This window comes from Paenibacillus sp. 32352 (assembly GCF_002042965.1).
GTDB lineage: Bacteria > Bacillota > Bacilli > Paenibacillales > NBRC-103111 > Paenibacillus_S > Paenibacillus_S vulneris.
Genome location: NZ_MZNT01000001.1, coordinates 353,472 through 366,384 on the forward strand (window position 1 = coordinate 353,472; position 12,913 = coordinate 366,384).

The following is a 12,913-nucleotide window of genomic DNA, read 5'->3' on the forward strand; positions in this document are numbered from 1 at the left end:
TAAAATATTGTAAACACCATCCTAGTATAGCATACATGGGGGCCATGAACATAAGGGAAAATTCGGGGCTGCACCGCCGTTTGGAAACGCTTTTATCATACCGTTCTTTCAGCCGGAGGAAGCTTTGAAATGCGGCCTGCAAAAGGAAAAGACCGCGCAACCCTTCACAAGGTCATGCGGCCTTCTTCTGCCGGTGAAGACACCTCTCTATTTGATGGCTACGCGATCATCAGATAGCAGCTCGGGTACCGTAACAATGGTATAACCGTTCTCCTTCAGGTAGGAGATAATCAACGGTAGCGCCTCAATCGTATTGTTCAGATTTCCGCCTTTGCCGCCTGCGGAATGCTGCAAAATAATAGCTCCCGGACGCAATTCTTTTTTGACGGCGCTCATGATTTCTGCGGCGGATTTGCCCTTCCAGTCCAGCGTATCGACGGACCAGCCGATAATCTGATGCCCTGCGGCTCCAGCAGCATCCAGGACATCGGCAGATACCGCCCCATAAGGAGCGCGAAAGAGTGCCGGAGCTTGTCCGGTAATGCTCTTCAGCAGGTCATCGGTCTTGTTGATTTCGCTTTGGACCTGTTCGGCATCCTGCTTGGTCAGCAGCTGATGATCCCAAGAATGATTGCCGAGCACATGGCCCTCCTCCAGAATCCGATTGACCATCTGAGGGTGCTTGCGCGCGTTGTCCCCGATCAGGAAGAAGGTGGCGTGGATCTCGTGCTTTTTCAAAATATCCAGTATCCGCGGCGTATACTTGGTGTCGGGGCCATCATCAAATGTTAATGCGACGCGTTTTTCAGCCATTTTTACCTGGTTCACAACGGTGCTGCTGTGATGAACCGGTTCCTTAGTTATGGAGGTCTGGCTGATGGGGGTGGAGCTTAATGCCGGTTCAGGTGCCGGAGACGGTTCGACGGCTTCCTGTTTTACCGGTTTTTGTCCGCATCCCGCTAAGAAAATGATCATCAAAATAACTACAATTGCCGCGTACTTGCTCATCCATTCCACTCACCTTATTATGTCTATCAATCTATGAATCTATTATAGACCAAGCGAGGGAATTTGTCGTGAATTGTCGACCTATTATAAAGAAATATTTGGAGCTTTTTGTCTTTTCATGCGGTACGGATTTGATTATGATGAAAGAGGTTAAGAAAAAGGATATATGAAAGTGTGAACGCAGCCATTATCGAAGAAAAGAGGATGATCTGCATATGAATATTCGCATTGGGATGATCGGAGCCGGAGGGATCGCCAAATCGCGTCATCTGCCCAATTTGAAGGAAATAGAAGGCGTTGAGCTGGCGGCTGTTGCCAATCGGAGATACGAGAACGCACAGGAGGCGGCCGAGCAGTTCGGCTTCCGCAAGGTATATAAGACGTGGCAGGAGGTTGCGGATGATTCCGAGGTAGATGCCGTATTTATCTGCACGCCGCCGATTCTGCACCGGGAAATATCGGAATACTGCATCGCCAGAGGGAAGCATGTATTCTCGCAAGCCCGTATGGCTATGAATCTGGAGGATGCTTTGCAGATGTACAAGCTGGACCAATCGACGAGCCTGACGACGATGCTGTGCCCTCCGCCGAATTATATGAAGGTAGAGCCGTTCGTCATGCAGCTGCTGAAGGACGGGGAGCTTGGCGAGGTTCGTCATGTTCATTTGACACACCCTTCATCGCAATATGCGGATGCGTCCAAGCCGCTGTATTGGAGACAGAGAGCGGATTTGCAGGGCATCAATGTGCTGGATGTCGGGATAATGGGCGAAGTACTGAATAAATGGTTCGGTCCTATGCAGTCTTTATGTGCAGACGGGCGTATCTGGGTGGAAGAACGGCCTCAAGACGGGGATGGCAGGAGCAGGGTGGAGCTGCCGGATTCGGTTACGGTTCTGGGGCAGTTTGCCCGGGGGCCGCTGCTGACAGCCTTGTTCACAGGAGCGGTGCAGGGTGGACAATCCCAGCTGACCATTTATGGAAGCAAAGGGACGCTGACCTGTTATCCTGAACGGACTCAGCTGGTTTTACATACCGGAGGCGAGGAAAGGAAGTTGGAGGTGCCGGAAGCGCAGCGCAAGGAGTGGACCGTAGAGCGCGATTTCATTCAAGCGGTGCGCAGCGGCACCAAAGGCAGTCCGTCTTTCACCGACGGAGTCCGTTATATGGCGTTCACCCAGGCTGTTATGGACTCCATCCGTACGGGACAGCGAGTGGAAGTTGCTCACATAGAATAGCCGACAGAAGCTTGTGAAAACGATGGAAGTGCCCTGCATCCCCGATCGGTGGAGCGCAGGGCATTTTCCTGTACTCATGACAGTGTATAAGGGACATTAGAATAAGCTGAATAATGCGCTCATGAAGCTTTTTTTCTTGGCGGCTTTCGGCGTTTCGCGGAGGGAGGCGAGGGTACGTTCGGAATAGCGGGACATGGAGCGCTGAATGCTCTCAACATCCGCCGCCAACGCCTGAACGGTTTTGCGTATTTCCTCAAGCTCGGTCCGATGCTGCAAAATTTGCATGGAAACGATATCGTCCGCTTTTTTCGCCAGCTGAAGCTCCAGCTGATTGATACGCTGAAGAAGCTCCTCCGTAACAGGAGATGGCTGTGAGGGAATAAATGACGGGGACGTCTTCACAGTAGGAGAGTCCTCGTTCAAGATAGCCTGCATCGTCTTGCCTTGCTGAAGCTGCTCATGAATAGATCTCAGACGTTCTATGTCTTCGGGAGAATAAATGTAATGACCGAGCGCATCCTTTTGAAACCATCCTTGAAAAAAGGCAACCCAACGCTTCACCGTAGTGGAGCTTACCCCAAGCATCTGAGCGGCTTCTTTGGTAGATACAAATTCCATCTTCACATCCTCCGATCTGTTTCTTGAAATGAATTATTGCTTCCTGATACTAGCTATTCGCCTCATTTCCCCGAGTCCCTGCAAGGGTGACAAAGGTAGTGCTCATTCGCTAAAGAAAGTAGTTTTTCTATGCAATCGTCATGGATGCGACAATCTTTCCCGGCGGCGTGTCAATAAGGCGGGGAATTCGGGAAAAAGGTCAAATTGAAAAAGAGAAGGGCGACAAGCTTCGCCCTTCTCCTGAAGTCTATCCTTTTTATCCTATGCTAACGAGCTTTTTCTCCCCCTCTTGCTTGCGGGGACCTGCTCCCGGGTCTGTCCCGGCTCCCTGCTCTACAACAGGTTCTTCTAGCTGGCAACGGGCTGCATTCCCGTCCGAATCGGAGTCCGCTTCCGTGCGCGATTCATCTTTCATCGAACCGGCGGAAGACGGGGGAAGACAGGTCTCCTGATCCGCATAGTCATCAATCTGGAATTGATGAATTTCATGGAACAGCTTGCTCGACAGCTCCAGAATATCGTCGGCTTGGGAAGCAATAAGCTGGATAGCGGTGTCCTGCTGCACCGAGGTGGAATTGACCTCCTCCACACCTGCCGCGGTTTCCTGAGCGATAGCTGCGACGAACTGAACCGACTCCACCAGCTTGCCGTTCATTTCCTTCGCGGTGCCGATCTGCTCCTGCATATGGTCGATATGCTCGGACAAAATGTCCATCGACGTGCGGATCTGTTGGAACGCGTCGATGCTCTCAGTCATTTTGTTGTTCTGCTGATCGAACGATTGTCTGGCGACATTCAGGTTCGCTTCAAGCTCCTTGGTCTGCTCAAGCAGCGCACGGATAATGACCGCGATGGATTTGGACGATTCATTCGTCTGCTGAGACAGCTGCCGGACCTCTTCGGCGATAACGGAGAAGCCGCGTCCTTGTGCGCCCGCACGTGCCGCCTCGATAGCGGCGTTCAAAGCCAATACATTGGTCTGATGCGAGATATCGGTAATGGTATTGATGATTTGATGAATTTGCACCGTGCTGCCGGATAGGCTTTCCATGGCGGCGTACACTTTGTTCAGCACCTCTTCGGAGGATTGGGTAGCTGCTCTTAATGTTTCCATGGAGGTGGAGCCCAAATGGGTGTTAAATGCGGCCTCCCGGCTTTTTTGCTGAATCGTTCTGGAATTCTCTGCTATTTTCTCTATCTCGTGCTCCACCTCGGCAATCAGATACGTACTGTGCTCCGTTTGTCCGGCCTGCTGATCAGCGCCCGTAGATATTTCCTGTATGGCTCGGATAATATCAGCGTTGGCGGCCGCCGTAGAGCTGGAGAAGCCATGGAAGGAGCTGGAGTGCTCGGACAGCGACAAGGCGATGGATTGCATATGCGAGAGCATGTCGCGAATCTGATCGATCATGTGGTCAAAGCTGCGGCTCAGCTCACCGAGCTCGTCCTTGGAGCTGCTGTTGATTTTGGCTCTTAAGTCGCCTCTGGCCATGGCTTGTACCGCCTGCTGCAGCTTGCGGATGGGCTTGACGAACGAACCGATCAGCAGAGCGGCGATGGTGACACCCGATACGACGACAAGGACGGAGGCTACCCACATGGCGATGACCGTACGGTCCAGCAGCGTCTGGGTTTCCGCTATCGCTTGCGCCGCGTCCTGCGAGTAGGCGACATAGAATTGGTCCACATTGACGAATATGTCCGCCATCAATCTTTGCGATTCATTATATAAGTACTCCATATTTTTATCGAGGTCCGCCGCAGGAAGCTTGTTCTCCTGTACCAGCTTGGCCGCAACGTCGAACGTATTCGTATATTCAACCGTTAACGAAATCAGCTTGCTGCGCCATTTGGCTTGTTCCGCTGTAGTGGCCGTATCGCCTATTCTTTTGATCATTCCATCGAAAACTTGTCTTTTCTCATTATATTTTGGGATGTACTCGGCTTTCTTGGAAATTTCAAGACCCGATGCAATGATATTCAGCTCCTGCACCATTTCCTTTAATTCCAGGGCCATCAGCTTTAATTCCACCTTATCGTTCTGCTGGCTTAGATGCACCTTCATTTGATCCACCTGACGAAGATTGTACAAGGCTGCGATCAGAAACAAGACAAGCATCGCGGTCATGCCGAACACCAGCTTCATTTTTAAAGTCCAATTTGATAGAGTCGGCAGCTTCTTTGTCTTTGCGCTCATGAATAACCCCTCCACTTTTCCTTCATTAATAGAACCGGGACATTCGATCGAAGTCCTAGATCCTTTTTCCTATAGTATAGAAAGGGTTTATTAACACAGTGCCAAATATATGTAAAAAGTAATGAAATTCGACAAAAATAACTTTTACATTCCGTTTACGTTTTGAGGGTTTAAACTTTACATTGGCTTGTTAAGATGTCCAAGTAAACAAAATACGAGCCAAAATAAAGGGAGGACATGAAGAGATGTTTAAACATTTCTCGAAAAAAGGTTTCACCTTCGCATTGATCACCATTCTTCTTATGGGGGTTCTCGCAGCCTGCGGTACGAAAACACCGGCTCCTGATTCAAAAGCACAAACGAACGGCGCAGCTCCTGCTAACACGGACAAGAAGCCAGAACCGGCCACGGAATTGACAGGAACTGTAACGGCATCCGGATCCAGCGCATTGCTTCCTTTGGTCAAACAAGCTTCCACTGAATTCATGGAAAAAAATCCGAAGGTTACTGTTAACGTAACGGCCGGCGGTTCCGGTACAGGTCTGAAAAACGTCGCTGACGGTACTTCCGATATCGGTAACTCCGACATCGCAGCCGGTGACGAGTACAAAGATAAAGGCTTGGTTGACCACGTAGTGGCTATTGCTCCATTCGCACTGATCGTTAATAAAGATGTGAACGTAGATAACTTGACGAAAGCTCAAGCTGCCGATATTTTCATGGGTAAAATTACGAACTGGAAAGAAGTTGGCGGTAAAGACGCTAAAATCGTAGTGGTTCATCGTCCGGACAGCTCCGGTTCCCGTGCTCTTGTGAAACAAATCGTATTGGATAAGCAAGAATTTACAAAAGACGGCGTAACTCAAGAGTCCAGCGGTGCGGTTGCAACAACAGTAGGGTCTACTCCAGGCTCTATCGGTTATGTTGATACTCCTTACTTGAACGACACTATCAAAGCTTTGAAATTCGAAGGCGTAGCTTTCTCTAAAGAAACGATCAAGGAAGGCAAATATCCTTTGTACGGTATCGAGCATATGTACACTAAAGGCGAAGCTAAAGGCGCTGTGAAAGCATTCATCGACTATATCTCTAGCCCAGAGTTCCAAGGTAAGAAAGTGGAAGAGCTGAAGTTCCTGCCTGCTGATCTGCTGAAAAAATAACAATGCTTCATGAGAGATCCGGTTCTATAGAGCCGGGTCTCTTTTTTGACATAAAAGATGATTTTTTCAACGCGTTTCAATCATTTTTTACATTGTCTTAACAATTCAACGGCATGGCTTTAACAAATGTCCTCTATGATAAAAAAGAACCATACAAGGCGCACGGACGTTGGATGACGGTGCAGCAAGCCGTGGTCGTTCATTTAATAAAGAAGTAGGGGGCAAAAGGTCGTGAATTCTTTCGTTGACAAGCTGAATGAGAGAGCAACAGTAGAAAAGAAAGTTAGCCGCTGGACCAAGCAACAAAACCGCACGGATCAAGTGATGAAATGGATCTTTGTCGGCAGCGCCATCCTGGTATCAGCCATTATATTCTCCATTATTGCATTCGTAGGAATCCAAGGAGTCAAGACATTCTCCGGCGTATCCCCTTGGGAGTTCTTTTTCTCAACGGATTGGACGCCGAGCCAGAATAAATTCGGGATATTTTCCTTCTTGTACAGCACGCTGCTGCTGACGCTGTTATCTGTAGTATTTTCCGTACCGCTGGCTTTATCCGGTGCAGTGTTCATGGCAAAAATTGCGCCAAATTGGGTGCGTGAGATCATGCGTCCGGCAACGGACCTTTTCGTAGGGATTCCATCCGTAGTATACGGCTTGATAGGATTAACCGTCGTTGTTCCGATGCTCGCCAAAATGACGGGAACAATCGGGTACGGAATTTTGCCTGCAGCGATTATTCTGGCGATTATGATCCTTCCGACGATCCTGTCCATCTCTGAAGATGCGATTCGCGCTTTGCCCGGCAGATTGGAAGAAGCGTCGCTTGCACTGGGGGCTACCCGCTGGCAGACGATCTGGAGAGTGCTGATTCCGGCTGCTCGTCCAGGTATCATAACAGGGATTATTCTTGGAATGGGCAGAGCGATCGGCGAGACCATGGCCGTGTTTATGGTTATCGGGAACTCGCCGCAAATGCCGGGATCACTGCTGGAATCGACTACCGTACTCACAACCGCGATCGTTAAAGATATGGGGAACACGAATTACGGTACGACCTGGAATAACGCGCTTTATTTGATGGCGCTGGTGCTGCTCCTGATCTCCTTGTCCATGATCGTTATCATCCGGTTGGTTGCCAAGAGGAGTGAATTGAAATGACAAGTAAAACAACGGATCGTATCGCTACGGCATTCTTCTGGATAACCGGCATCATGATCATGCTGCTGCTGGCGTGGTTCCTGATTCGAATCTTGGGTGACGGATTGCCGCAGCTATCCTGGAAATTCATTACCGGCAAGCCTCAGGAGATTATGGCTGGCGGCGGCGTAGGGCCGATGCTGTTCAACTCCTTCTATATCTTGTTCTTGTCCCTGTTGTTCTCCCTTCCTATCGGGATCGGAGCGGGAGTGTACTTATCGATCTATGCCAAGCAAAATAAATTTACGGATTTCATAAGAGTTTCCGTGGAAGCATTGTCTTCCGTACCATCCATCGTTTTCGGATTGTTTGGCTTCCTGCTGTTTGTGAACTTGTTTGGATTGAAATTTTCCATTATTGGCGGCGCGGCTACGTTATCCCTGCTGAATCTGCCGGTCTTGGTTCGCGTAACCGAGGAATCGCTTCGTTCGGTTCCGGAATCATACTGGGAAGCATCTCTTGCACTCGGATCGACCCGTTGGCAGGCGATTCGTAAAGTGCTCTTGCCTGCCGCTATGCCGAGCTTGATTACCGGGATTACCCTTGTGGCCGGACGGGCCTTGGGGGAGTCGGCCATCCTGATCTATACCGCCGGTCTGTCCGTATCCCGTTTCTTCCCGGATTGGAATCCGCTCGCGATGGGAGAGACGCTGGCCACGCATCTATGGTACGTCCAATCGGAGGCTATCGTTCCTGACGCCAAGCAAATTGCCAAAGGAAGCGCAGCGCTGCTGCTTATCGTCGTGCTGGTATTCAACCTGCTGATCGGAATTCCTAGCCGCTTATTACAAAAAAGACTTTCCGGGGGGAAATAAGCATGATGGAGAAAAACAAAATCAAAGTAGAAAAGCTCAACCTGTTTTATGGAGAAAATCAGGCGCTGCACAGCATTGGATTAGAAATCAAAAACAACTCCATTGTGGCCCTGATCGGTCCTTCCGGCTGTGGTAAATCGACCTTTCTCCGCACATTGAACCGGATGAACGACCTTATCGACAGCGTTAGAATTACAGGCAGCATTTATGTGGATGGACAAAACATTTATGGCCAAGAGATGGACGTCGTGTCCTTGCGCAAAAAGGTCGGCATGGTATTCCAGCGCCCGAATCCTTTTCCAATGAGCATTTACGATAACATTGCCTATGGGCCTAGAATACATGGCACGAAGAAGAAAGCCGTCTTGGATGAAATTGTGGAAAAAAGCTTGGTGCAAGCCGCGTTGTGGGATGAGGTAAAGGATCGCCTGCATAAATCCGCTCTCGGCTTGTCCGGCGGTCAGCAGCAGCGTCTTTGCATCGCCCGGCTGCTGGCGGTAGAGCCAGACGTTCTGTTGATGGATGAGCCTACATCCGCTTTGGACCCGATCTCTACCTTGAAGGTGGAGGAGCTGACGCAAACCTTGAAGGAGAAATATACGATTATTATCGTGACGCACAACATGCAGCAGGCCGCACGTATTTCCGACTTCACTTCTTTCTTCCTGAACGGCGAGTTAATTGAATCTGATCAAACGGATAAAATTTTTACCGCACCAACGGATCAAAGAACGGAAGATTACATCACCGGGCGTTTCGGATAATGCAAACGATGCGAGGGGGCTATTATGGATACTAGAACAAGTTTTCACCAAAATGTCGATGAGCTGCAGCAATCGCTTCTGAAGATGGGCAATCTGGTCGAGGAATCCATCTCGAACGCGGTTGACGCCTTAGCCAAGCTGGATGACAAGCTGGCGAAGAAGATCGTGGTCGAAGATGATATCATCGACGGCATGATGCTGGAGATCGAGGAGCGCTGCTTGCGCCTTATCGCGCTCCAGCAGCCGATGGCAGGAGATCTGCGCATCATCGGCACCGCGTTGAAGATCGCAACGGATCTGGAGCGGATCAGCGATCACGCTGTTGATATCGCCAAGATCGCGATCCGCTTATCCGGCGAAGAGCTTATCAAGCCGCTGGAGGATATCCCGCATATGGCGGTGCTCGTGCGGGAAATGCTGCACGAAAGCCTGCTGTCCTACACCGAGCGCAATATTCACCGCGCGGCTGCGCTGGCCGAAAAGGATGACGAGGTCGATAAGCTGTACAGCAGCCTGATGAACGAAATTATCGGGATGATGAACAGCGAGTTTGCCCGCAACCGTCAGCTGTCGCATCTGATGTTCGTAGCTCACTATTTGGAGCGGGTTGCCGACCATTGCACGAATATCGGCGAAGGCGTCATTTATATTGTGACGGGGAAGCGGAAGGATTTGAACATATGATGGGAGGACCGCTTTGGCGGTCTTTTTGTTTGTTGAGGGGCTTGCAGAAATTGAAAATAGCAACGGTACCCCGGTGAGATATCCCCTTCCGGTCGCTGTTGTTCTCGGGAAATTTTGATTCATATTCGCTTTTATAGCGGGTATTTCCCGAGAACAAAGGCGAACGCTATCGCTCCTGCAGGGGATACCTCACCTCTTACCTTTAGCATTTTTCTAAATTTAAGAGCTCAACAATCCCCCCAGACCGCCAAAGCGATTGGGGGGAGTAGAAGGGAAGATAGGCCGCCGTTGAACCGGCGGCCTTGATTTCAATGCGGTTGCTTTCGGGATCGATAATGACCCCGATGGTAAACCGGCTTCTCTTGAGCACCGCCGAGGCAACGCCTTTATCCTCAATCATGAAAACAGCTTTCGTGTTACCCTGATGTCAACCGGCGATCGGTTTGTGAAAGCTTCTAATATGGCAAGGTATAACCCGCAATTCGGACAGAGCAAGAGGCTTTATTCTTATCTTAAGAGGATTTACATTAGATTTACAAAACTGACTTAGGACTTTTACACTGGGTTAAACATCCTATGCTAGAGTGGGATATATATCCATTAGCCCACAGAGGGGATGAGACGTATGACCGCTGTCCACAAGAATTCGGTCTTCCACGCGGATAAGACATATTTACAGAACGAAATTCAAATGATATTGCGGCATAAAATGCTCCATTCCGTTTATCAGCCTATCGTATCCTTGAAGGACGGCAGTATTTTAGGCTATGAAGCGTTGACGAGGGGACCTCATAATCACCCGTTCCATTCACCGCTGCCGTTATTTACTTATGCCGACGAGACAGGACAGCTGTACCCGCTGGATAGGCTGGCAAGGGAGAAAGCGATTCAAGGAGCCTTCTTCGCCTCCGGGCCAGAGCTCTTGTTCATCAATATATCCGCAGCAATTCTTTACGACCCCCAGTTCGAGCCGGGAAGGACGTTGGAGCTGCTGCAGGCACAAGGAATGAGTCCGGATCGGATCGTATTCGAAATAACGGAGAGAAGCTCCATTGAAGACTTTTCCATGGCTAAGAAGCTGCTTATGCATTATCGCAATCAAGGCTACCGCATTGCCATCGATGACGCCGGTGCGGGATATTCGTCCTTGCAGGCGATTGCCGAGCTGCATCCCGATTTTATAAAGATGGACCGTTCCCTGGTGCAGGGCGTAGAATCGCATAAAACGAAGGAAGCGATACTGGAAACCTTCGTTTCTTTTGCCCAAAAGCTGAATATAGAGATCATTGCGGAAGGCATCGAGCATCCGGACGAGCTGCATCATTTGACCCGAATGGGCATTCATTACGGGCAAGGATACTTATTGGGGAGACCTTCCTTGGAGAAAGCGGCGCTGGCTCCGGAGCTGGTCGAACGCATCGTCCAACAGCGCAAAATCCACGATTCGGCGGGCAGCACATGGGCTATCGGCGATTTGATTGCGCCTATCCGTACCTTTGACAACAAGGCGCTGATATCGGAGGTAGCGAACTATTTTAAATCGAATGTGAACGCGCCTGGCGTCGTCATTGTTTGCAAGGATGTGCCCGTCGGTTTGATGATGCGGGAAAGATTGTTTCAGCAGCTGGCCGGCCAATACGGGTTTTCTCTGTTCTGGAACCGGACGATCGATCAGGTGATGGATGCGGAGCCGTTGATCGTGGATCAGCATATGCCGGTGGAGACGGTATCCCAGCTGGCGACTTCGAGAGATATCAACAACTTGTACGACCTGGTTATCATTACGAACGAGGGGAAGATGGCGGGAGCCGCTTCCATTCGCGCCATATTGGAATGCATCACTAACGCCAGGATGGAGAGTGCGAAGGTAGCCAGTCCTTTGACCGGGTTGCCCGGGAACATTCAAATTCATCGGGAGCTCAATAAATGGCTGATGGAGAAGAAGCGATTTTCGGTTATTTATGCGGATTTGGATTATTTTAAATGGTTCAATGACCGGTACGGATTTCAAAAAGGGGATCAGCTTATCCAATATACGGCCGATGTGATTCAGCAGTCGATCGTGGTATGCGGGAAGCCGTTCGATTTTGTCGGCCATATCGGAGGTGACGACTTTATCGCCATCACCTCGTCCGTGGACTCGGAGAAGCTGTGCAGGGAGATTATTCGCCGGTTCGATCAGGGCGTAAGGCTCTTCTATGAAGGAGATGATTGGTGCTATGTGGAGGACCGCGGCGGCAATCGGATCGAGGCGAACGGGGTAACCATTTCTTTATCGCTGATCGTATGCGAGCTGGCAGAGGCAGTTACCTTGGAGCAAATATCTAAGGCCTCGGCAAGATTGAAGAAGCTGTCCAAAGGTTATCCCGGCAGCATCGTTCACTGCGAATGTCTTGGACTTGAGCAGCCTCGAGATCAGAATAGCTCCAGCAGCTGATCCATTTGCTGGATGCAGTACACATTGCGCTTTCCCAGCTTCTGTTGGGAGATCTTCCTGGCTGCGGTGCTGTGGGATTGAACCCAGACGGCATCCAGCCCCGCTTTAGTCGCCCCGCAAACATCATGCTTCCATGAGTTTCCTACCATGACCAGCTGCCTCGGAGATAACTCCATCGTACGGATGGCCGTTTTAAATAAAGGAATGTTGGGCTTTTTGTCTGCAGAGCTTCTGGCTGTAAATATCCGTTCTTCCGGAAAATACCCGTTCAGCTTGAACCGTTGGAGCAAGTGGGTTACTTCGCTTCTCGGACTATTGCTGATGATGGCCAATTTGAAGCGCGGTGCCAGCGCTTGCAGCGTCTCCTCTACCTTGGGGGCTAATGATTTGGCGGCGAGCCGGGCTTTGCGCACCAGCTGGAAAAAATCGTTGGTAAACTGCTGATGGACTGGGACTCGAAGCTCTCTGAGCGCACTTTGCAGGCACTGCTGCTGCAAATCGTCCAGCTGCAGCCGCGCGGTACGGTTTTTTTTGTGCTGCTGCCAGTAGTTCTGATACTTGCTCCACAGCTCCTCTGCTTGTGGAACATCGCTTTGGACCGAACGGGAGTAATAGTCGTTCCAAACGGAGCGGAAAGCCTGCTCGAAGTGAATCCCCTGATGGATCAAGGTTTGATTGACGTCAAAACAGATGGCTTTCTTGCCCTGGGGCCGGGTTGAGGTGCTCATAACATTCTACCTCCGTTTTGCGCGAAAAGCATCGCCTTATATTCTATGTTTATGCTCATGCGGC

Annotated in this window: 12 protein-coding genes; 7 read left to right on the plus strand and 5 right to left on the minus strand. The window is 50.2% G+C overall.

The window, feature by feature from the left end; genetic code table 11:
- Positions 1–207: 207 nt before the first annotated feature.
- Positions 208–1,008, minus strand: coding sequence for a polysaccharide deacetylase family protein (locus B1728_RS01680; RefSeq protein ID WP_256865190.1), 801 nt, complete (start codon positions 1,006–1,008; stop codon positions 208–210).
- Positions 1,009–1,223: 215 nt separating this feature from the next.
- Here B1728_RS01680 and B1728_RS01685 point away from each other — a divergent pair, with 215 nt between their 5' ends.
- Positions 1,224–2,246 carry a Gfo/Idh/MocA family protein gene (locus tag B1728_RS01685; RefSeq protein ID WP_079908438.1) on the plus strand — a complete coding sequence of 341 codons (1,023 nt, stop codon included), beginning with the start codon at positions 1,224–1,226 and terminating at the stop codon, positions 2,244–2,246.
- Positions 2,247–2,342: 96 nt separating this feature from the next.
- Here B1728_RS01685 and B1728_RS01690 read toward each other — a convergent pair whose 3' ends face one another.
- Positions 2,343–2,864 (minus strand): MerR family transcriptional regulator, encoded by a 522-nt coding sequence (locus B1728_RS01690; protein ID WP_079908439.1) that lies wholly within the window; start codon positions 2,862–2,864, stop codon positions 2,343–2,345.
- 256 nt (positions 2,865–3,120) lie between these two features.
- Positions 3,121–5,061 carry a methyl-accepting chemotaxis protein gene (locus tag B1728_RS01695; RefSeq protein ID WP_079908440.1) on the minus strand — a complete coding sequence of 647 codons (1,941 nt, stop codon included), beginning with the start codon at positions 5,059–5,061 and terminating at the stop codon, positions 3,121–3,123.
- A gap of 245 nt (positions 5,062–5,306) precedes the next feature.
- Here B1728_RS01695 and B1728_RS01700 point away from each other — a divergent pair, with 245 nt between their 5' ends.
- From B1728_RS01700 to phoU, 5 genes are all read left to right on the plus strand, one after another.
- On the plus strand, positions 5,307–6,221 hold the full coding sequence (locus B1728_RS01700) for a phosphate ABC transporter substrate-binding protein (protein WP_079908441.1): 915 nt from the start codon (positions 5,307–5,309) through the stop codon (positions 6,219–6,221).
- 231 nt (positions 6,222–6,452) lie between these two features.
- Positions 6,453–7,382 (plus strand): phosphate ABC transporter permease subunit PstC, encoded by a 930-nt coding sequence (gene pstC, locus B1728_RS01705; RefSeq protein ID WP_079908442.1) that lies wholly within the window; start codon positions 6,453–6,455, stop codon positions 7,380–7,382.
- Positions 7,379–8,236, plus strand: coding sequence for a phosphate ABC transporter permease PstA (gene pstA, locus B1728_RS01710; protein WP_079908443.1), 858 nt, complete (start codon positions 7,379–7,381; stop codon positions 8,234–8,236). Before pstC ends, pstA begins: the two co-directional genes overlap by 4 nt.
- 5 nt (positions 8,237–8,241) lie before the next feature.
- Positions 8,242–9,000 (plus strand): phosphate ABC transporter ATP-binding protein PstB, encoded by a 759-nt coding sequence (pstB, locus tag B1728_RS01715; protein WP_079908952.1) that lies wholly within the window; start codon positions 8,242–8,244, stop codon positions 8,998–9,000.
- Between the two features lie 24 nt (positions 9,001–9,024).
- Positions 9,025–9,684 (plus strand): phosphate signaling complex protein PhoU, encoded by a 660-nt coding sequence (gene phoU, locus B1728_RS01720; RefSeq protein ID WP_079908444.1) that lies wholly within the window; start codon positions 9,025–9,027, stop codon positions 9,682–9,684.
- A gap of 202 nt (positions 9,685–9,886) precedes the next feature.
- Here phoU and B1728_RS01725 read toward each other — a convergent pair whose 3' ends face one another.
- Positions 9,887–10,084: a hypothetical protein gene (locus B1728_RS01725; protein ID WP_079908445.1), complete on the minus strand. Its 198-nt coding sequence runs from the start codon at positions 10,082–10,084 to the stop codon at positions 9,887–9,889.
- A gap of 225 nt (positions 10,085–10,309) precedes the next feature.
- On the opposite strand from B1728_RS01725, the gene B1728_RS01730 reads away from it, so the two are divergent.
- Positions 10,310–12,121 (plus strand): bifunctional diguanylate cyclase/phosphodiesterase, encoded by a 1,812-nt coding sequence (locus B1728_RS01730; RefSeq protein WP_179135841.1) that lies wholly within the window; start codon positions 10,310–10,312, stop codon positions 12,119–12,121.
- Here the strand turns inward: B1728_RS01730 and B1728_RS01735 are convergent.
- A complete protein-coding gene (locus tag B1728_RS01735) occupies positions 12,100–12,849 on the minus strand; it encodes an HAD family hydrolase (protein WP_079908447.1) in 750 nt (249 codons plus the stop codon). The two genes, B1728_RS01730 and B1728_RS01735, sit on opposite strands and share 22 nt — an antisense overlap.
- Positions 12,850–12,913: the final 64 nt, after the last annotated feature.

What these genes read in the sequence shown, in the direction of transcription:
- B1728_RS01680 (WP_256865190.1), bottom strand. Translation starts at nt 1,008, where the DNA reads ATGAGCAAGTACGCGGCAATTGTAGTTATTTTGATGATCATTTTCTTA.
- B1728_RS01685 (WP_079908438.1), top strand. Translation starts at nt 1,224, where the DNA reads ATGAATATTCGCATTGGGATGATCGGAGCCGGAGGGATCGCCAAATCG.
- B1728_RS01690 (WP_079908439.1), bottom strand. Translation starts at nt 2,864, where the DNA reads ATGGAATTTGTATCTACCAAAGAAGCCGCTCAGATGCTTGGGGTAAGC.
- B1728_RS01695 (WP_079908440.1), bottom strand. Translation starts at nt 5,061, where the DNA reads ATGAGCGCAAAGACAAAGAAGCTGCCGACTCTATCAAATTGGACTTTA.
- B1728_RS01700 (WP_079908441.1), top strand. Translation starts at nt 5,307, where the DNA reads ATGTTTAAACATTTCTCGAAAAAAGGTTTCACCTTCGCATTGATCACC.
- pstA (WP_079908443.1), top strand. Translation starts at nt 7,379, where the DNA reads ATGACAAGTAAAACAACGGATCGTATCGCTACGGCATTCTTCTGGATA.
- pstB (WP_079908952.1), top strand. Translation starts at nt 8,242, where the DNA reads ATGGAGAAAAACAAAATCAAAGTAGAAAAGCTCAACCTGTTTTATGGA.
- phoU (WP_079908444.1), top strand. Translation starts at nt 9,025, where the DNA reads ATGGATACTAGAACAAGTTTTCACCAAAATGTCGATGAGCTGCAGCAA.
- B1728_RS01725 (WP_079908445.1), bottom strand. Translation starts at nt 10,084, where the DNA reads ATGATTGAGGATAAAGGCGTTGCCTCGGCGGTGCTCAAGAGAAGCCGG.
- B1728_RS01730 (WP_179135841.1), top strand. Translation starts at nt 10,310, where the DNA reads ATGACCGCTGTCCACAAGAATTCGGTCTTCCACGCGGATAAGACATAT.
- B1728_RS01735 (WP_079908447.1), bottom strand. Translation starts at nt 12,849, where the DNA reads ATGAGCACCTCAACCCGGCCCCAGGGCAAGAAAGCCATCTGTTTTGAC.